At 31.2% G+C, this 15,406-nt stretch carries 18 protein-coding genes and 1 pseudogene; 9 read left to right on the top strand and 10 right to left on the bottom strand.

The genetic code is table 11. The features are described from left to right. Positions 1 to 7: 7 nt before the first annotated feature. Both polA and HA144_RS06595 read right to left on the bottom strand, forming a co-directional pair. Positions 8 to 2,938: a DNA polymerase I gene (polA, locus tag HA144_RS06600; RefSeq protein WP_209043302.1), complete on the bottom strand. Its 2,931-nt coding sequence runs from the start codon at positions 2,936 to 2,938 to the stop codon at positions 8 to 10. Continuing rightward, entirely contained in the window at positions 2,935 to 3,996 is a 1,062-nt protein-coding gene (locus tag HA144_RS06595) for an efflux RND transporter periplasmic adaptor subunit (RefSeq protein ID WP_209043301.1), read from the bottom strand. The genes polA and HA144_RS06595 overlap by 4 nt, the downstream gene beginning before the upstream one ends. A 144-nt stretch (positions 3,997 to 4,140) precedes the next feature. On the opposite strand from HA144_RS06595, the gene ychF reads away from it, so the two are divergent. After that, positions 4,141 to 5,232 carry a redox-regulated ATPase YchF gene (gene ychF / locus HA144_RS06590; protein ID WP_209043300.1) on the top strand — a complete coding sequence of 364 codons (1,092 nt, stop codon included), beginning with the start codon at positions 4,141 to 4,143 and terminating at the stop codon, positions 5,230 to 5,232. 166 nt (positions 5,233 to 5,398) lie between these two features. On the opposite strand, the gene HA144_RS06585 is transcribed toward ychF, so the two are convergent. Then, on the bottom strand, positions 5,399 to 5,542 hold the full coding sequence (locus HA144_RS06585; RefSeq protein WP_011863263.1) for a hypothetical protein: 144 nt from the start codon (positions 5,540 to 5,542) through the stop codon (positions 5,399 to 5,401). Positions 5,543 to 5,703: 161 nt separating this feature from the next. Here HA144_RS06585 and HA144_RS06580 point away from each other — a divergent pair, with 161 nt between their 5' ends. Next, a complete protein-coding gene (locus HA144_RS06580) occupies positions 5,704 to 5,988 on the top strand; it encodes a cytochrome B (RefSeq protein WP_209043299.1) in 285 nt (94 codons plus the stop codon). 783 nt (positions 5,989 to 6,771) lie between these two features. Here HA144_RS06580 and HA144_RS06575 read toward each other — a convergent pair. The 5 genes and pseudogenes from HA144_RS06575 to HA144_RS06555 all read right to left on the bottom strand — a co-directional run bounded on the left by HA144_RS06575 (position 6,772) and on the right by HA144_RS06555 (position 8,023). After that, positions 6,772 to 6,951, bottom strand: coding sequence for a hypothetical protein (locus tag HA144_RS06575; RefSeq protein ID WP_209043298.1), 180 nt, complete (start codon positions 6,949 to 6,951; stop codon positions 6,772 to 6,774). Between the two features lies 1 nt (position 6,952). Next, positions 6,953 to 7,090: pseudogene (locus HA144_RS06570) on the bottom strand (chlorophyll a/b-binding protein); the annotation flags it as partial. A gap of 26 nt (positions 7,091 to 7,116) precedes the next feature. Then, a complete protein-coding gene (locus tag HA144_RS06565) occupies positions 7,117 to 7,383 on the bottom strand; it encodes a chlorophyll a/b-binding protein (protein WP_209043297.1) in 267 nt (88 codons plus the stop codon). Then, entirely contained in the window at positions 7,383 to 7,589 is a 207-nt protein-coding gene (locus HA144_RS06560) for a high light inducible protein (protein ID WP_011376777.1), read from the bottom strand. Before HA144_RS06560 ends, HA144_RS06565 begins: the two co-directional genes overlap by 1 nt. Before the next feature lie 164 nt (positions 7,590 to 7,753). Then, positions 7,754 to 8,023, bottom strand: coding sequence for a DUF1651 domain-containing protein (locus HA144_RS06555; protein WP_209043296.1), 270 nt, complete (start codon positions 8,021 to 8,023; stop codon positions 7,754 to 7,756). Positions 8,024 to 8,172: 149 nt separating this feature from the next. Between HA144_RS06555 and HA144_RS06550 the strand changes: the two genes are divergently transcribed. From HA144_RS06550 to HA144_RS06540, 3 genes are all read left to right on the top strand, one after another. Beyond that, positions 8,173 to 8,355, top strand: coding sequence for a hypothetical protein (locus HA144_RS06550; RefSeq protein ID WP_209043295.1), 183 nt, complete (start codon positions 8,173 to 8,175; stop codon positions 8,353 to 8,355). Between the two features lie 73 nt (positions 8,356 to 8,428). Then, positions 8,429 to 8,590, top strand: coding sequence for a hypothetical protein (locus HA144_RS06545; RefSeq protein ID WP_209043294.1), 162 nt, complete (start codon positions 8,429 to 8,431; stop codon positions 8,588 to 8,590). Positions 8,591 to 8,639: 49 nt separating this feature from the next. Next, positions 8,640 to 9,062 carry a cupin domain-containing protein gene (locus HA144_RS06540; protein ID WP_209043293.1) on the top strand — a complete coding sequence of 141 codons (423 nt, stop codon included), beginning with the start codon at positions 8,640 to 8,642 and terminating at the stop codon, positions 9,060 to 9,062. A gap of 45 nt (positions 9,063 to 9,107) precedes the next feature. Here HA144_RS06540 and HA144_RS06535 read toward each other — a convergent pair whose 3' ends face one another. Both HA144_RS06535 and HA144_RS06530 read right to left on the bottom strand, forming a co-directional pair. Further along, positions 9,108 to 10,811, bottom strand: a complete 1,704-nt coding sequence (locus tag HA144_RS06535; protein ID WP_209043292.1) for a protein adenylyltransferase SelO family protein — start codon at positions 10,809 to 10,811, stop codon at positions 9,108 to 9,110. A 373-nt stretch (positions 10,812 to 11,184) separates the two neighbouring features. Beyond that, the gene (locus HA144_RS06530; RefSeq protein ID WP_209043291.1) at positions 11,185 to 12,528 is read right to left on the bottom strand and encodes a sodium-dependent transporter; all 1,344 of its coding nucleotides are present in this window, start codon (positions 12,526 to 12,528) and stop codon (positions 11,185 to 11,187) included. A gap of 134 nt (positions 12,529 to 12,662) precedes the next feature. On the opposite strand from HA144_RS06530, the gene HA144_RS06525 reads away from it, so the two are divergent. The 4 genes from HA144_RS06525 (at position 12,663) to HA144_RS06510 (ending at position 15,367) form a co-directional block, all read left to right on the top strand. Beyond that, positions 12,663 to 12,944, top strand: coding sequence for a DUF3764 family protein (locus HA144_RS06525; RefSeq protein WP_209043290.1), 282 nt, complete (start codon positions 12,663 to 12,665; stop codon positions 12,942 to 12,944). Between the two features lie 15 nt (positions 12,945 to 12,959). After that, the gene (locus tag HA144_RS06520) at positions 12,960 to 13,259 is read left to right on the top strand and encodes a hypothetical protein (protein WP_209043289.1); all 300 of its coding nucleotides are present in this window, start codon (positions 12,960 to 12,962) and stop codon (positions 13,257 to 13,259) included. 77 nt (positions 13,260 to 13,336) lie between these two features. Then, positions 13,337 to 13,693: a hypothetical protein gene (locus tag HA144_RS06515; protein WP_209043288.1), complete on the top strand. Its 357-nt coding sequence runs from the start codon at positions 13,337 to 13,339 to the stop codon at positions 13,691 to 13,693. A gap of 369 nt (positions 13,694 to 14,062) precedes the next feature. Continuing rightward, positions 14,063 to 15,367, top strand: a complete 1,305-nt coding sequence (locus HA144_RS06510; RefSeq protein ID WP_209043287.1) for an Nramp family divalent metal transporter — start codon at positions 14,063 to 14,065, stop codon at positions 15,365 to 15,367. The last annotated feature ends 39 nt before the right edge of the window (positions 15,368 to 15,406 follow it).

Below are 15,406 nucleotides of genomic sequence, written 5' to 3'. Positions count from 1 at the left end.
ATAAGGTTTATTTTGTCTCCATCCAATTATCTCCAATACCAATATCAACTAAAAGGGGCACATTTAATTTTACACAATCTTCCATAGTCTTCTTCACTAATTTCGTTGTAATTTCCAAAGAATCTGGTTCAACTTCAAACAATAATTCATCATGTACTTGCAAAAGCATTTTTGCGGGAATATTCATTTCTATGAATTTCTTATTTAGTTGAACCATTGCAATCTTAATAATGTCTGCACTTGAACCCTGAATTGGTGCATTAGCTGCGGCTCTTAATGACTGTGCTTCCATGCCAGCCCTTCTTGCAGATTGCAAGTCAATTTCGTAAGGATCTTTCCCTATTAATCTTCCAAGTCCATTTTTATCAAACTTAAATTCTCTTTTTCGACCAAAAATTGTTTTTACATAACCTTTTGATAAGGCGAGCCTTTCTTGGAGTTCAAGAAATTTGAAAATTTTTGAATATCTTTCTTTGTATTTTATTAGGAATTCTTTTGCCTCTGAAGTACTTACTCCTGTTGAACGGGCAAACTTTTTTATACCCATACCATAGATAACTCCAAAATTTATTGTTTTCCCAACTCTCCTTTCGTCAGATGATATTTCTTCTTTCTCGAAAATTAATCTTGCAGTCAAAGAATGAATGTCATCATTTTTATGAAACGCATTAATTAGTATTTCTTCATCCGCTAAGTGAGCAAGTATTCTTAATTCGATCTGAGAATAATCAGCTGATAAAAGTTTCCAATTTTTTTCAGGCAAGAATGCTTTTCTGATTCTCCTACTAAATTCAGTCCTGACCGGGATATTTTGAAGATTAGGATTGCTACTACTCAGTCTCCCAGTCGCTGTAGCAGCTTGATTAAAGTTTGTATGAACTCTTCCTGTCTTTTCGTTTATAAGATTTGGAAGAGCATCAATATAGGTGCTAAGTAATTTGCTAAGAGTTCTGTGTTTTATTAAATGTTGGATTATTTCATGTTCGTCGACTAATCTTTCAAGAACTACTGCATCTGTACTCCATCCCGTTTTTGTTTTCCGTGATTTTTTCTTATCCAAATTTAATTTTTCAAACAAGATCTCACCAAGTTGTTTTGGTGAAGATAGATTAAAAGTCTCCTTTGCTAATTCATAAACTTTACTTTCAATATCTTCTAAGGTACTTTTTAGTTCTCTTGAGAGTTTATCTAAATAAGGGATATCGATGGTTATTCCATTCATTTCCATTTGAGACAATACCGGCTCTAAGGGAAGCTCGATTTCTTCGAACAATTTGATTAATTCATTTTTTTCTGTTGAAAATCTTTCTTTAAAAATTTTGACAATCTTAAAAGTTAGAAATACATCATAACCGCAGTAAATACTAGCTTCATCAATATCAACAAAAGAAAAGTCTTTATTTTTCCCAACTGTTTCCTTAAATGAAGGAGGCTTAAATCCAAATAATCTAAAACTAATTTCACTCAACCCATGCTTCTCCTGATTATTTAGAAGATAGTCTGCTAACAAGGTGTCAAAGGTTACGCCTTTAAGATCAAGTCCGTGATTTAAAAATATTTGCCTGTCAAATTTAGAATTTTGGAGTGCTTTTTCTTTTTTTGGATCTTCTATCCAAGTTCTTAGTTTTGAGAAAACATCTTCAATCGATAATTGATTGGGGGTCTCTTTTTTTGTTTGATGACCAAGAGGTATATAAAATAAATCATCAGTTTCTTCTCCAAGACATAATCCTATCCCAACAAGTTCCGCATCGATTGGATTTAAACTATTAGTCTCTGTATCTAAAGAAACTATCTCATTGGTCTTTTCTAATCTTTGAATTAATTTATAAAGTAATTCAAAATTATTTACAACAGTTACTTTGATTTTAGGGATTTTATTTTCACTATTTTCTAACTCACTTTTACTAGAGACCTTTGGATCTTTCTCCTCCTCTTTAGCCACGTTATTTTTGTCAAAACCACCTTTACTAAAAGTTGAATTGAAAATATCAATTTGCCGAAGTAGTGTTGATAATTCAAGTTTTTGCAGTGACTCTGAGAGAAGTTCTTGATTTATATTTTTTAATTCATAACCATCACTTAATATCAAAGGCACTTCAGTATTTATTTTTGCTAAATCCCTGGAAAGAAAAGCATTATGCTTATCGTTTCTGAGCTTTTCTATAACCGAACCTTTGATGAATCCTTTATGTTTTTTATCATTGTTCTGCTGAATCTTGTCCAAAGCCTGATAAATCCCATCAAGTGTATCGTTTTCTTTTAGTAGATTAATTGCAGTTTTTGGACCTACCCCTTTAATACCAGGAATATTATCAGAACTATCACCAGTTAGAGCTTTAAGATCAACTACTCTTTCTGGCGCAACCCCTAATTTTTCTTTTACTCCATTTTCATTAATAAGAGTCGGATTACCACTTTTTGCATATGGACCACCACCCATATAAAGTACATAAATGTCTTTTTGATCATCTACTAATTGAAATAAGTCCCGATCCCCAGAAAGAATATTTACGCACCATCCTTTAGAAGAAGCATCATTTGCAATTGTGCCTAAGAGATCATCTGCTTCGTAACCAGGAGACTTGTAAATTGGTAAATTAAGGCTTTCTTCTAAAATTATTTCTAGTTGTTCAATATCCTGAAAAAAAACATCTGGTGCTACATCTCTATTAGCCTTATAATTTGGATCTAATTCATGTCTGAAAGTAGGTTTTTCGGTATCAAAAGTAATACAAACACCCTCAGGACTAATATTTTTGCAATTATCAAGAAGGCTTTTTAGAAATCCATAAGTCACACTTGTTGGGAATCCCTCTTTGGTTGTTAAACCTCCATCAATCCCTTTGCTAAATGCATAGAAGCTTCTAAAAGCAAGTGAATGACCATCGACTAAAAGTAAAATTGGTTTTTTAGAGTTTTCAGATTTTAAGCTCATTTTCTCTTCTTAGCCCAAGGTGGAATATCAATAAAGATTTTTTCTCCAGGTTCTAATCCATCAATTACTGAAGTTTTATTTCCACTACTAATACCAATTTCAATTTTTTCAAATTTGGGAGAATTGTTTTTATCAACTTTCAAAATTCCCTTTTCACCTTTTTCTGTGACAATAGAAACTGTTGGCACTAAGATTTTTTCTTCATTACCTTCGACTCTGAATTCAAGATCTGCTGTCATTCCAATTTTAATTTCTTCAGAAATATCTTTAAAATTTAAAGTTACTTCGAATGAGGTTACATTGTTATCTTTTACAGCTCTAGTAGCTATTTTTTTAACTATGGCACTATATTTTTTTGAGGGATAAGCCTCAATTCTTACTGAGGCTTCTTGACCTATTTTTATTCTGCCAATGTCACTCTCAGGAACTTTAGCAACAATTTCTAGCCCCTCTGATAGTTCAAAAATAAAGTTTTTGGTTTTAGGGTCTGTACTTAAGTTTGTACTTGGTGTGATATAAGATCCTATCTCAGCATATTTTGCAGTTATCTTTCCTCCATAAGGAGCTTTAATTAAATAGAAACTTTTTTCAGCTTTTGCATCATTAAGCTTGGCTCTACTAATGTTGTAGTTATTTTTATAACTTTCATAGTCTTCTTTACTTACCGCACCTTCTTGATATAAATATTCCCTTCTTGAAAATTCAGATTTTTGTTTTTCTAAATTTAATTCAAGTTCTTCAATTTTATAGATAAAGTCTTTATCATCAAGAGAAGCTAAAACCTGATCTTTTTTTACAAGATCGCCCTCATCTACTTTGATTTCTTTTATTACGCCTTGCTTCCGAGTCCCTATATTGCTTGTCCTTATTGCTTTTACTTCACCACTAGTATTAATTGAATCTGAGAGGATTCCCTTTTCGACTTGAACTACAAAATCAGAAATATCTTTTGACTTATTTTTCTTGAAGGAATTGGTTATAAAAACGAAAAATATAGCTAGAGAAAGCAATATAATTCCACTTCTTAGATTTATATTTTTTTTTATTAAATCAAACATTTCTTTTTAAAAGCAGAAGTAGAGAATATTTAGGAACTAAATAAATAATCAAGACGATTATAATTAACTTATCCAAGATTGGTTAAGTAAATACTATATTACTAGAAGATGTTTTCTTGATAATTTTTCCATAAGTTTTCTCAAATGTTAAAAGCAGGTATTATTGGATTACCAAATGTTGGAAAATCAACTCTATTCAATGCACTTGTAGAAAATGCTAAGGCCCAAGCGGCTAATTTTCCCTTTTGTACTATAGAACCTAATAAAGGCATAGTTTCAGTCCCAGATCAAAGGTTGCAAGAGTTAGGTAATTTAAGTTCTAGCCAAAATATTATCCCAACAAAAATTGAATTTGTAGATATCGCAGGACTGGTAAAAGGAGCTAGTAAGGGCGAAGGTTTGGGAAATAAATTTTTATCAAATATTAGGGAGGTTGATGCAATAGTTCATGTTGTAAGGTGCTTTGAAGATAGTGATGTAATTCATGTTTCTGGAAAGGTAGATCCCTTGGACGATATTGAGATAATTAATCTCGAATTGAATTTAGCTGATTTATCTCAACTCCAAAAAAGAAGAGAAAGAATTAAAAAACAGGTTAGAACTAGTAAAGTGGCAGCAAAAGAAGACACCTTACTAGAAAAAATTGAAGGAGAGCTAGAGAAAGGCCTTTCAGTTAGATCAATATCTTTGAGTGAAGAAGAAAATTTAATAATTAAGCAACTAGGCTTCCTAACAGCTAAACCAATTATTTACGCAACAAATTTGAATGAAAATGATTTAGCTGTAGGGAATGATTTCTCAACAAAAGTTCAGAGTTTTGCAAGCAATGAAAATACAGAATGTATAAAAATATCAGCGCAAGTCGAATCTGAATTAATAGAGTTAGAACCAGAAGATAAAAAAGACTACCTTATTGGTTTAGGAGTAGAAGAAGGGGGATTAAGTTCTTTAATTAGATCAACATATAAATTATTGGGATTAAAAACTTATTTCACTACTGGAGAAAAGGAAACAAAAGCATGGACCATAAAAGATGGTATGACTGCGCCACAGGCAGCAGGAGTAATTCATACTGATTTTGAAAAAGGATTTATAAGAGCTCAGACTATTTCATATCAAAATTTAATTGATTCAGGTTCAATTGCCAATGCAAAAACTAAAGGTCTTTTAAGAAGTGAAGGTAAGGAATATATTGTTAACGAAGGTGATGTAATGGAGTTCTTATTTAATGTTTAGTAAGTCTCTTAAGGCTTACTATTTTGCTTTTTGAATTTAAATTCAAAAAATGAAATTAATAAAATCAAAATACATCCTAAGCAACTTCCTATTAACCCAAAAACAATGGTTGTAAAGCCATCATCGTAGCCATATTGTAATTGTGGTAAGTAAGGGGGTATAGGCATTATTTTTCAACAGAATTCTCAATATCTTCAAGTAAATGTTTAGTTGATCTACTAAAACCATTTGTTTTTAAATAGTTTTGAGCCTCTCTAAATTTTTCAGCTACTCTTTTTGCATAAGGAGTATTCATGGAATTTTGAGTCATGTTGAAAATGCGACTCACTTCATAATCTTATTTAGGTAAACCCTTGATAAGTATTCAAAAATACAAGAATATAAAAATAGGATTTTTTACTTACTAAGAAATTTATTGTGAAAAGTTCTTGATTCTCCAAAATAAAGTTTTTTAAATTAGAAAAATTCACAATGACAAATATATTATTAATTCTTTTTTTTGTACTTTTATTATTATTATTTTTTTATTCAAAACGAAATAGAAGGTTAGCCCAAAAAACAACAATTATTCCAACTTATGTACCTTTCTTAAAAGAACAAGAATTTAATCCAGATATAAGTACTGATAATTGGGATTTACACAAACTTAGATTAGAAAAATTTAGAAGATCACAATATAAGGGATTAACTTTCTTTGTAAGTTCAGAAAATAGAATTTACTATCTTTCTGAAGAAGGGGATAAAGTTTATTGCTAACAGGTGAAATTAATTTTATAAATAGGAAAACTCGATAGAAATTAATAATATTAATGAAGTATTTATTTTTATTATCAGAAAAGTTCTATAGGTTTATCGAATGGGAGTGGAATATCTTAAGAAATCTAAGAAGAACAAAAAGAAAGAATTTTTTTCTAAGAGGATCATTTGCTTTATTTAGTTTATTCTCTATTCTTTTTTTAATATTTTCTCCTCCTATTGCTTTTGGACTGTTATTTGGAGAGGGATTAAAATTTAGTACTTTTTTTATTTGGATATGGATTTTAAATTTGAAGTTTTTTTGAAAATGTATGAATAATTTCACGAGATTATTTAAAATTAAGAATATAAAAAATTTACCTTATGCCAAAAATATTCAAACAAAATAAGTTCGCTATGTTGGGAGCAAATATATTAATAATTTTACTCTGGGTAACTATATCTTCTTTTTTTCTAAATCTATTTCAAAGTGAAAATGCCCCATTTTATATATATAAAATTTCTTTTTTAATCAGATTCCTCCCTCCTATTTGGGTTACATGGTTCCTATGGATAAAAAGAGGTGGTTTAAAAAGATAAATAACAAAAATATTTTTACGTATTTACTATAAAAATAAATCAGTTAAAATCTATGAGCTTACTTGAAATTTTCATGTAAGAATTAGGTAGTTGAGAGATTGTTTTTAGCTAGGAAACAATCTCTTTTTTTTTATTTTTTCTCATAAAAAAGTGCCTGTCAGTATCCCTAATGACAAACACTCGTGACGATCAATTTTTTTAAAATTAAACAGGTAATCTATTATCAATTTCCACCACTCCAGAATCCATAAGACGGCCAATTTTAATAACTAAAGCCATATCTAACCTTGAAAATTCGGATTGATGGTTAGTAATCCAATCAAGTTCTGAAAGGGTTATTAAGCCTAAAGTATTTACTTTAAGAAAAAGTAAGCCTAAATTCATTTTAAAAGATTCCTGGGATAATCCAGCCGAATAAGCCATAATTTACAACTAATGCAAATAAGCCCATCATTGCCATTCTTCCATTAGTTCTCTCGGCGTTTTGCCAATAAGTTGGTTTTGAATTTTCCATTTTATCTGAGTTGAAGATTTATTAAATAGTAAGTTTTAAACGAAACCAGGAATTATTTGACCTGTTGTTAGATATGCTCCAACAGCAGCAATTAATCCAAGCATTGCGAATCTGCCGTTAAGTGTTTCAGCAACAACTTTTTCTTTCTCGATAGCTTTGACTTTTGTTTTTGTGTTTGTTTTTTTCATTTGATTAGGAGATGAATAGTTTAAATTTTCGTTTTGAAATTGCTTGGTTAGATAAGCAACGAGGATGGCTGTAAAGAATACAATTATGGCCAAAAAGCTTGAAAGTGGACTCATTAAAAAATGCCAGGAATAATTTGTCCGGTTGAAACGTAAGCACCTACTAATGCAACAAGCCCAATCATTGCCCAACGACCATTAACTTTTTCTGCATTTTGTGGGTAGCTGTCGTAAGAAACAGACTCGTCTATGTAAGGACGTGTCTCAGTAGGAAACATATTCTGTCTGCCACCGGATTCAGTAGTAACGTTTGAATTAGCCATTAGAGTTAAGTAATTGTTAACTAATGTAACACTACTATTAACAAATGTAAAGTAATAGGTCATAAAAAAGTTATTCTCAAGATATGTGCTACATATATGTAGCAATATCGTTGCATATAAAGTTAAATAGTTGATTTTTTGAGTATTTTCTTAATAAGGAATTCTTATCCGTAATGGTAATAGACCTCTGTCCAGCCTTTTTGGTGAAGTTCGTGCCACTTTTCCCAGGCTGAATATATGTTTAGTTTTTCTGATGATTTGTACCCTCCAGGTTCTCCAAGGTGATTTGTATAAAATAGATGAGTATGAATTTTTAGATTAGGTTTTGGGGGATTTTTGCATTCTTCGAAAAAGATCATTCTGCTGCCTTCGGGATTTAATAGGCATCCGTTTGGTTTGCTAGTGCTACACCCAAATGAGTACTTAGGCTCCATGCTTTTCTTTTTAAAGGCTGGTTGATTTGCAATACATTTGTACTATAAATTATATTCTTTTTGTTTTGCTGTCAATCCCTTTAAGGTTAAGTACTTATTTACTAATAATTATTTTGTTTTTTAATAGAAAAGATAATTTCTTTAAGCTTATGAATTACAGGGAAGATTTAGAAATCAAACTACAAAAAGTAACACTTGCGATGCAGGAAGTTGTAGAGGATATTTATAAAACTGATTATGAGAAAAAAAGAATAATTTCCAAACTTATTGAATTTAAAGAAGCAATCATTTCAAAGGGTATTGAACTTAATATTGAATTAGAGGCTGCCTAGAAATATTGAATATCTCATGCATGTTTAATAACTTTTAGAATAATGTTATTTACAAAGAAGGTTTTTTTATCATATGCAGCCTGGTACCTTTGAATTATTGATTCTATTATTTATTTTTTTAGGTCTTCAAGCTTGGTGGATTATCCCAATAATAAATAAAAATAATAAATTGAATAAGAGAGGTAAGGATTTAAGAGAAGAAATTAATAAATTAGAAAAGTTATATAAAAAATAAATTAGTTAAATATTTTTAAACTAATTAATATAAGTGAAAAAAACATCAAATGAAATTAAAAAATATTATCCCAATCTGTTTACTTTTCATTGGATCTTTAGGTCTGCCCCAACCTTCTCGCGCAGAAGAAAAGATTGAAGTTATACCTATTATTCAAAGTTCAAAAGGACTAAGTGGCAAAAACTTTAATTATCTCGAGGGTAAGCCAGAATTAAGACTTTTAAAAGTAAAGATTCCAGTTGGCTTGAAAACTCCAATTCATACGCATCCTTCCCCAATGTTGATTCATGTCACAAGAGGAAGATTAAAGCATGTGAGGGGTGAAGAAATTAATTTCTTTAAAGCAGGTGATGCATTTATAGAGAGTAATAATGGCGGCGCCCACTATGTTAAAAATGTAGGTAAGAAGCCAGCTGTACTCTATGTGGGAGTTGTATCAGTAGTTGGAATGCCTACCGCCATAAATAAATAATATTATTCTCTAAGTTATTCAATCTACATTTTGAGGATTCAACATTTATGAAGAACAGCTGTAGTGAGATACGCCTCCGTAGTTAAAATATTGGCTTGGCCTTAGACGATTATATTTTTGATCTGTTTCTGAGGATTGTTCTATATATGGATTGCTAAAAACATCCTGGAGCTCTTTTATTTTGTCATAATTCCCTTTCTCAGCCTCTTCATATGCGGGAACTACCAGCCATTCGCGCCAAGTATAGACTGGATTAAGGGATTTCATTGATGCCGATTTTGCTTTAATATCTCCCTCTTTCTTCAAGACTGATTGCCAGTTTTCAAGCCATACTTCCCACCTATTATTGAGCTCATCATTAATTGGTAAATAGAAACTTTCTTTTAAAGAATCTAATTTATCAGGTATTTCAGAGAGTTTACGGAACAAAATTGTATAGTCTGCTTTTGAAATTAACATAAGATTAAAAAATTCATTAATAAGAGTTTCGTTGTAATGTTCTAAACCAAGCTTTTTTGCCCACATTTTCTTCAACTCTAAGTTCATCAATTCTGAAAAATCCTTTTCTATTTGATCTAACTTTTCTTGATCTTGTTTGCTTTCTGAAAGCAACGGACTAAGAGAAGAACAGAATGTTTTAAAGTTGATTGCCGCTGCAGAAGGTTGGTTAAAAAATGAGAAATGTTCACCTCCACCTGTCCACGGTTGAAACCTTGGATCAAATAATTCACAGAATCCAAAGGGTCCATAGTCCAAGGTGTAGCCACCAGCAGCACAATTATCACTATTGAAGTTGCCCTGACAATAACCAACTCGCATCCAGTTGGTTATTAAAGATATAAGTCTCGATCTATATAAAGAAGCTAGTTTTATTACCTTACTTTCAAGTGAATTCTCATATTCAATTTCATCTTTATAGTTTCTATCAATAAGATGTTGAACTATCATGATTAGTTCATTAAGGGCCTCATCATGAGCATTATTGCGAACTCGTCTAGCAAAAAGTTCAATCTGGCCAACACGTAAAAAAGATGGCGCGACCCTAGTAGTAATTGCCGCTTGATTATCAATCATGATGTCAGGTTCAAAATACTTAGACCCTTTGGAATACCAAGGTCTTCTAACTATTTCTGACCGTGAGACATAAAGTGTTAAAGATCTTGAGGTTGGGATTCCCAATGCATTCATTAATTCCTGTGCAAGAAATTCTCTAACGCTAGAACGTAAGACAGCCCTACCATCTCCTCCCCGACAGTAGGGAGTCGGACCTCCACCTTTTAATTGCATCTCCATTCTTTCCTTTTTGAATAAACCTTCAAAAACAGAAATTGCTCTGCCATCGCCATAACCATTGCCAGTGCCAAAGGGACATTGTTGGGTATATTCAGTTCCGTAAATTGATAACGCATAACCTGTTGCCCAGCCAACAGGACTCATTGGATAATCAGCAACAGAAATATCACCTGAGAAAAAACTACAAAAATTATGGTCTTTTGTAAGATCTGAGCTTAGTCCTAGTTCTTTAAAAAGTTTCTTGCTATGGGAGATATATATTGGTTCTGGAATAGCAGTTGGTAGAACTGGTACGTAATGACCTGAATATACTGAACGGGGCTTATGATCATTTCCATCTTTTGTTGATTGAGGATCTGCTTTAAGAGAATTCATAAAAGAATAGTCAGATAGTTGAGAAAATTCAGAAAAATTTTCTGTAAGCTTTCCTTTTAATGAATCAGATTTGGTTGACATCAAATTTGTTATCTATTCTTGTAGGCGTTCTAATTTCTTTAAATTAAACACCCTAGATTTATCTTATATAGATTCTATTAGGGATGGTTTTTGTCGATATGTTTTAGATTAAATATTATTTAAAATTTAATACTTAATTAAAAAAAGGTCCGCATTAAAACATTTTCTTTGCAAATTTTTAGACTTTTGAAAAATTAAAAACCTCTCCAAAATATCAATTTTTAAACAAGAACCATTGCAAATACTAATATATTGACAAGTGCTTTTTTAAGTTTGCTTTAAAATAATTTGAAAAAGTTCAACAATTAAATTTGTTGAAAGACTTATACCACCTCCCACCTTATTACCGCACTATATTACTTCTGAAAATTTTCTAACTTACCCAGCCTTTGAGTAAATCAAACACACTAATAAATAGTCCAAAACCAATAATTGGAGGCGCAACCCATTTTGTCATGAATTTCAAATAACGTGTCGTTTTGATTCCAACTTTCGAATCACTAAGTTCTTCATTAAATTTTCCAGGGACTACCCATCCCATAAAGAAAGTAACCAAGAATCCACCAAAGATTAATAATACTCCTCCAAAAATCGAATCAACTGTTCCAAGAATATTTAAATTTAATGCAGAAGGGATTCCTGCTAAGAATAGGAAAAGAGTTATCAACCAAACCGATTTTTCTCTTTTAAAGCCGAATTTATCCATTAAAGAAGAAACTGGAACCTCTAATAATGAAACAGATGAAGTTATGGCTGCGATATAAGCTAGTGCAAAAAATGCAACAGCTACAATTCTTCCTGCTGCACCATATGAACCTAGACCTGTTGGAATTGAGATGAATAAAGCACCAACAGTGGATTCAGAAATAGCGTCAGTTAAACCGAATGTTAAAACTATTGGGAAAGTTATAAATCCAGCCATAAGTCCAACCAAAGTATCTAATGATGCAACTCCAACACTTAGTTTTGGAAGATTACTTTTTTTATTTAAATAGGATGCGTAGGTAACCATAATTCCAATCCCTAAGCTTAATGAAAAGAATGCTTGTGTAAATGCGTTTCTTATTGTTTGAGGATTTCTCAATTCATTAAAATCAAACTTAAGTAGAAATGTTTTATATCCTTCCCATGCTCCTGAAAGTGAAGTAGCCCAAATAGCAAGAATCACAATAATTATGAAAAGGATTGGCATGAAATATCTAGTAACCTTTTCTATCCCTTTTTTTATACCTGATGAAACTATTATTGCTGTAAGTACAAGACTTAATAGGTGGCCCAACAAAACACTGCTGCCACTACTAATCGAGCCAAAGAAGGTTTCTGCTTCAGTTAAATTCTTCGGTAATCCAAAAAATAAAGAATGGAACAAGGTATCTGCAGTCCATCCCATTATGACTGAATAATATGATGCTATTCCTAGGGGAGCTATGAAGAAAAGAATTCCTAATGGATACCAATTCTTCCCAGCCAGCTTAACAGGAGCAAGCAATGTGCTTGCCATTGCATTTCTCCCTAGAGCCATTTCAGCAACAAATACTGGAAGACATACAATTAAAACGATCAATATATATAAAAGTACAAACGCCGCACCACCACCTTGAGATGCTCTGTAGGCAAAACCCCAAAGGTTGCCTAGACCTACTGCACTACCAGCAGCTGCGAGAATGAATCCTAGCTTACTAGTCCATTGTTCTCTCTGAGAAATTTTTGAGTCCAAAATTAAAATCGTTTTTTATAGTTGATTTATAACTCATAAATGAAAATTAGTTAACACTTTGCTTAATAAAAACTAATTTTTTTTGATTAATTTTTTTGATAAAGATTTAGAATTAAAAAAATTTTATTATTCTTATGACTATTGAAACGACTATTTTAGATTTTCAACTAAGTAATACCTATGAGGAGTATGAATCATATATGAATGCAAAAGAACAGCAGACGATGTTTAAAGAAATGGGAGTTAAAACATTTTATATTGGTAAATCATTAGATGATCCTCAAAGGGCGACAGTAATTTTTCAAGGACCAGAAAATGTTTTATACGATATTTTTATGAATCCTGAAATAAAACCTATAGTTGAAGCATCAGGACATATTTATGCGGGGACAAAAATCACTCGCTGGATTTCTTGAAAAAATAAATCTTTTATGAATTACCAACTTTTAATTGAATCATATTCTTTTGGGTCATCCCTTTCTGAGCAAGAAATAGAACTATTAAGTCTGGAACTTGAAACTCAAATCATGAACATTAAAATATCAACAGAATTTGGATGTTTTAAATCGGCTCCCTCTCATATTTGCGAAGGTCTTAATTTAAAAAAAGATACTTATTGGATAATGTGCCTTGCTGAAATATTAGATTTACATAAGCCCCCACAATTTGGGAAAACGAAAAGTGTGGAGGTTTTCGATTTACTTCTTGTAAAAGGACTTGTTATTGGCTAATTAATTATTTATTTGATTATTAAAAATGAATTCTTTTTTTCTTTATGCTGATAGGATTGAATCTAGGTCAAAAAAAAATGGAAGATTCTGGGCGATTGATATTGGAAAATCTTATTAAGCTAACTAGATCAAGTGAAAATAAATTTAAACAAGGAAATTTTAAAGGTGCTTTAGAAGACAAAATTAAAGTTAATGCAATATTGAAATCTAGATCTTGTGATGAAAAAATGATTCAAAAATATAGAAAAGAATTATCTAGTTTGTATTCTTCTAAATTTGATCTTATATTCGATCATAAGCTGAAAATTAATGAATTAAAGATAAATGAAATAGTGAAAATGTTGGAACGTAAAAGTGATGAAAAATTAAAAAATCTTGATTATAGAGGTGCAATAAAAGCATTAAGAAGGGCAGAAAAATATATATCAAATTAAAAACAATCCAAACTAAGTTTAATTTTAAGAAGTTTTGCTTATTGTGTTTTTTTTAGCTCAGTTTAAAGTTTAAATACTTAAGTAATAATTTATGCAAAAACAAAATAAAAAGAAAATAAAAAGTTTTAAAAAAAAGGATTTAGATGTTTTAGATAGGTTTCTGAGGATCTTATGGAGAAAAGAGGTTGAATACAAAATAAATATCTGATAAAAGCATAATTGAAGGAGATATCGTATGAAAATTCGAATAGGATTGCTAGTTATACTTTTTATTTTTCACTCATTATCTCATTTTGCTTTTAAAAAAAGAGTACTAAAAAATAAGTTTAGAAGGGCTCAAAAATTAAATTAAATCATTTGATTAAAGACATGAATTTAACAAAAAGAATACAAAAAAGTTTAGGTCCAGGAATTTTGCTGGCTGGAGCGGCAATTGGGGGTTCTCATTTATTGTCTTCAACTACCGCTGGTGCGAGGTTTGGATTTTCATTAGTTGGCCTAATTCTTCTTACTAATCTTTTAAAATATCCATTCTTGTTGGTTGGGACTAGATTCACAGCATCTACTGGTAAATCATTATTAGAAGGTTTCAAAGAGAGGAATGCTTTATATCTTCCCTTATTTTTAATAGTTAGTCTAATTACAGGTACTTTCACAATAGCCGCTGTAAGTTTTGTTTCTGGCGTTCTATTAACTAATATTCCCTTTTTCTCAGCTTTTCCAGCGATGGATTTGTCTATAGGAATCCTTATTGTTTCTGGAATGATATTAATTCTTGGTAAATATAAAGCACTTGATAGAATTTCAAAATTTTTAGTATCTCTACTAACTTTTTTAACATTATTCGCAGTCTTATCGCTTTTGTTCAAGGATTCAATAAATGAGTCTCTAAATATGAGTTTTTTTGAACCAGAAATCAGCCCATGGAAGTTAACAAATTTAGCTTTTCTGATCCCTCTAATGGGATGGATGCCTTGCCCAGTAGAGTTATGTGTTTGGCCTTCTTTATGGATGTTTTCTCGAGCAAAAGATTCAAACTATAAACCAAATATAAGTGAAGCAGAATTTGATTTTAATCTCGGTTACTTAATAACTGTTGTTACGGCTATTTTCTTCCTTACTCTTGGAGCAATAACAATGTATGGTACTGGTGATGGAATGCTTTCCGGAAGTGGAGTCTCCTTTGCTCAAAAATTAATACTCCTTTACACTAAATCGATTGGAAATTGGGCTAAATGGATCATAATACCTGCATCATTTGCCGCAATGTTTAGTACTACAATTACTTGTCTAGATGCATATCCTAGAAGTATTTCTGCTATTCAAGGTTTATTGAAAGGCACTGATTTTGGACACATGGATTCCAAAAAAGAGCGAAATAGATTTCAACTGTGGATGATTGTACATATCTTTGCTTCGTTAATAGCTTTGCTGATCGCAAGGTCTGGAGGAATAGGAGTAAAAGATTTTGTATTTGCTGCAATGACTGGAAGTTTTCTAACCGCCCCATTATTTGCATGGATGGCAATGGATACTATAAATAGCAAATTAGTACCAATTAAAAATAGATATGGATTTTTCCTAAAAACAATAAGTTGGATAGGATTAATTTTCCTAACATTATTTAGTTTATTGTTTATTGCTAATTCATTTTTTGGGATTGGGATTTATTAATTTGAAAATAAAAAATAATTAAAGGGTTGATTTTTTTTC

It is taken from the genome of Prochlorococcus marinus XMU1404 (assembly GCF_017696175.1).
GTDB lineage: Bacteria > Cyanobacteriota > Cyanobacteriia > PCC-6307 > Cyanobiaceae > Prochlorococcus_A > Prochlorococcus_A marinus_X.
This window is presented reverse-complemented; position numbering and strand designations above follow the sequence as displayed.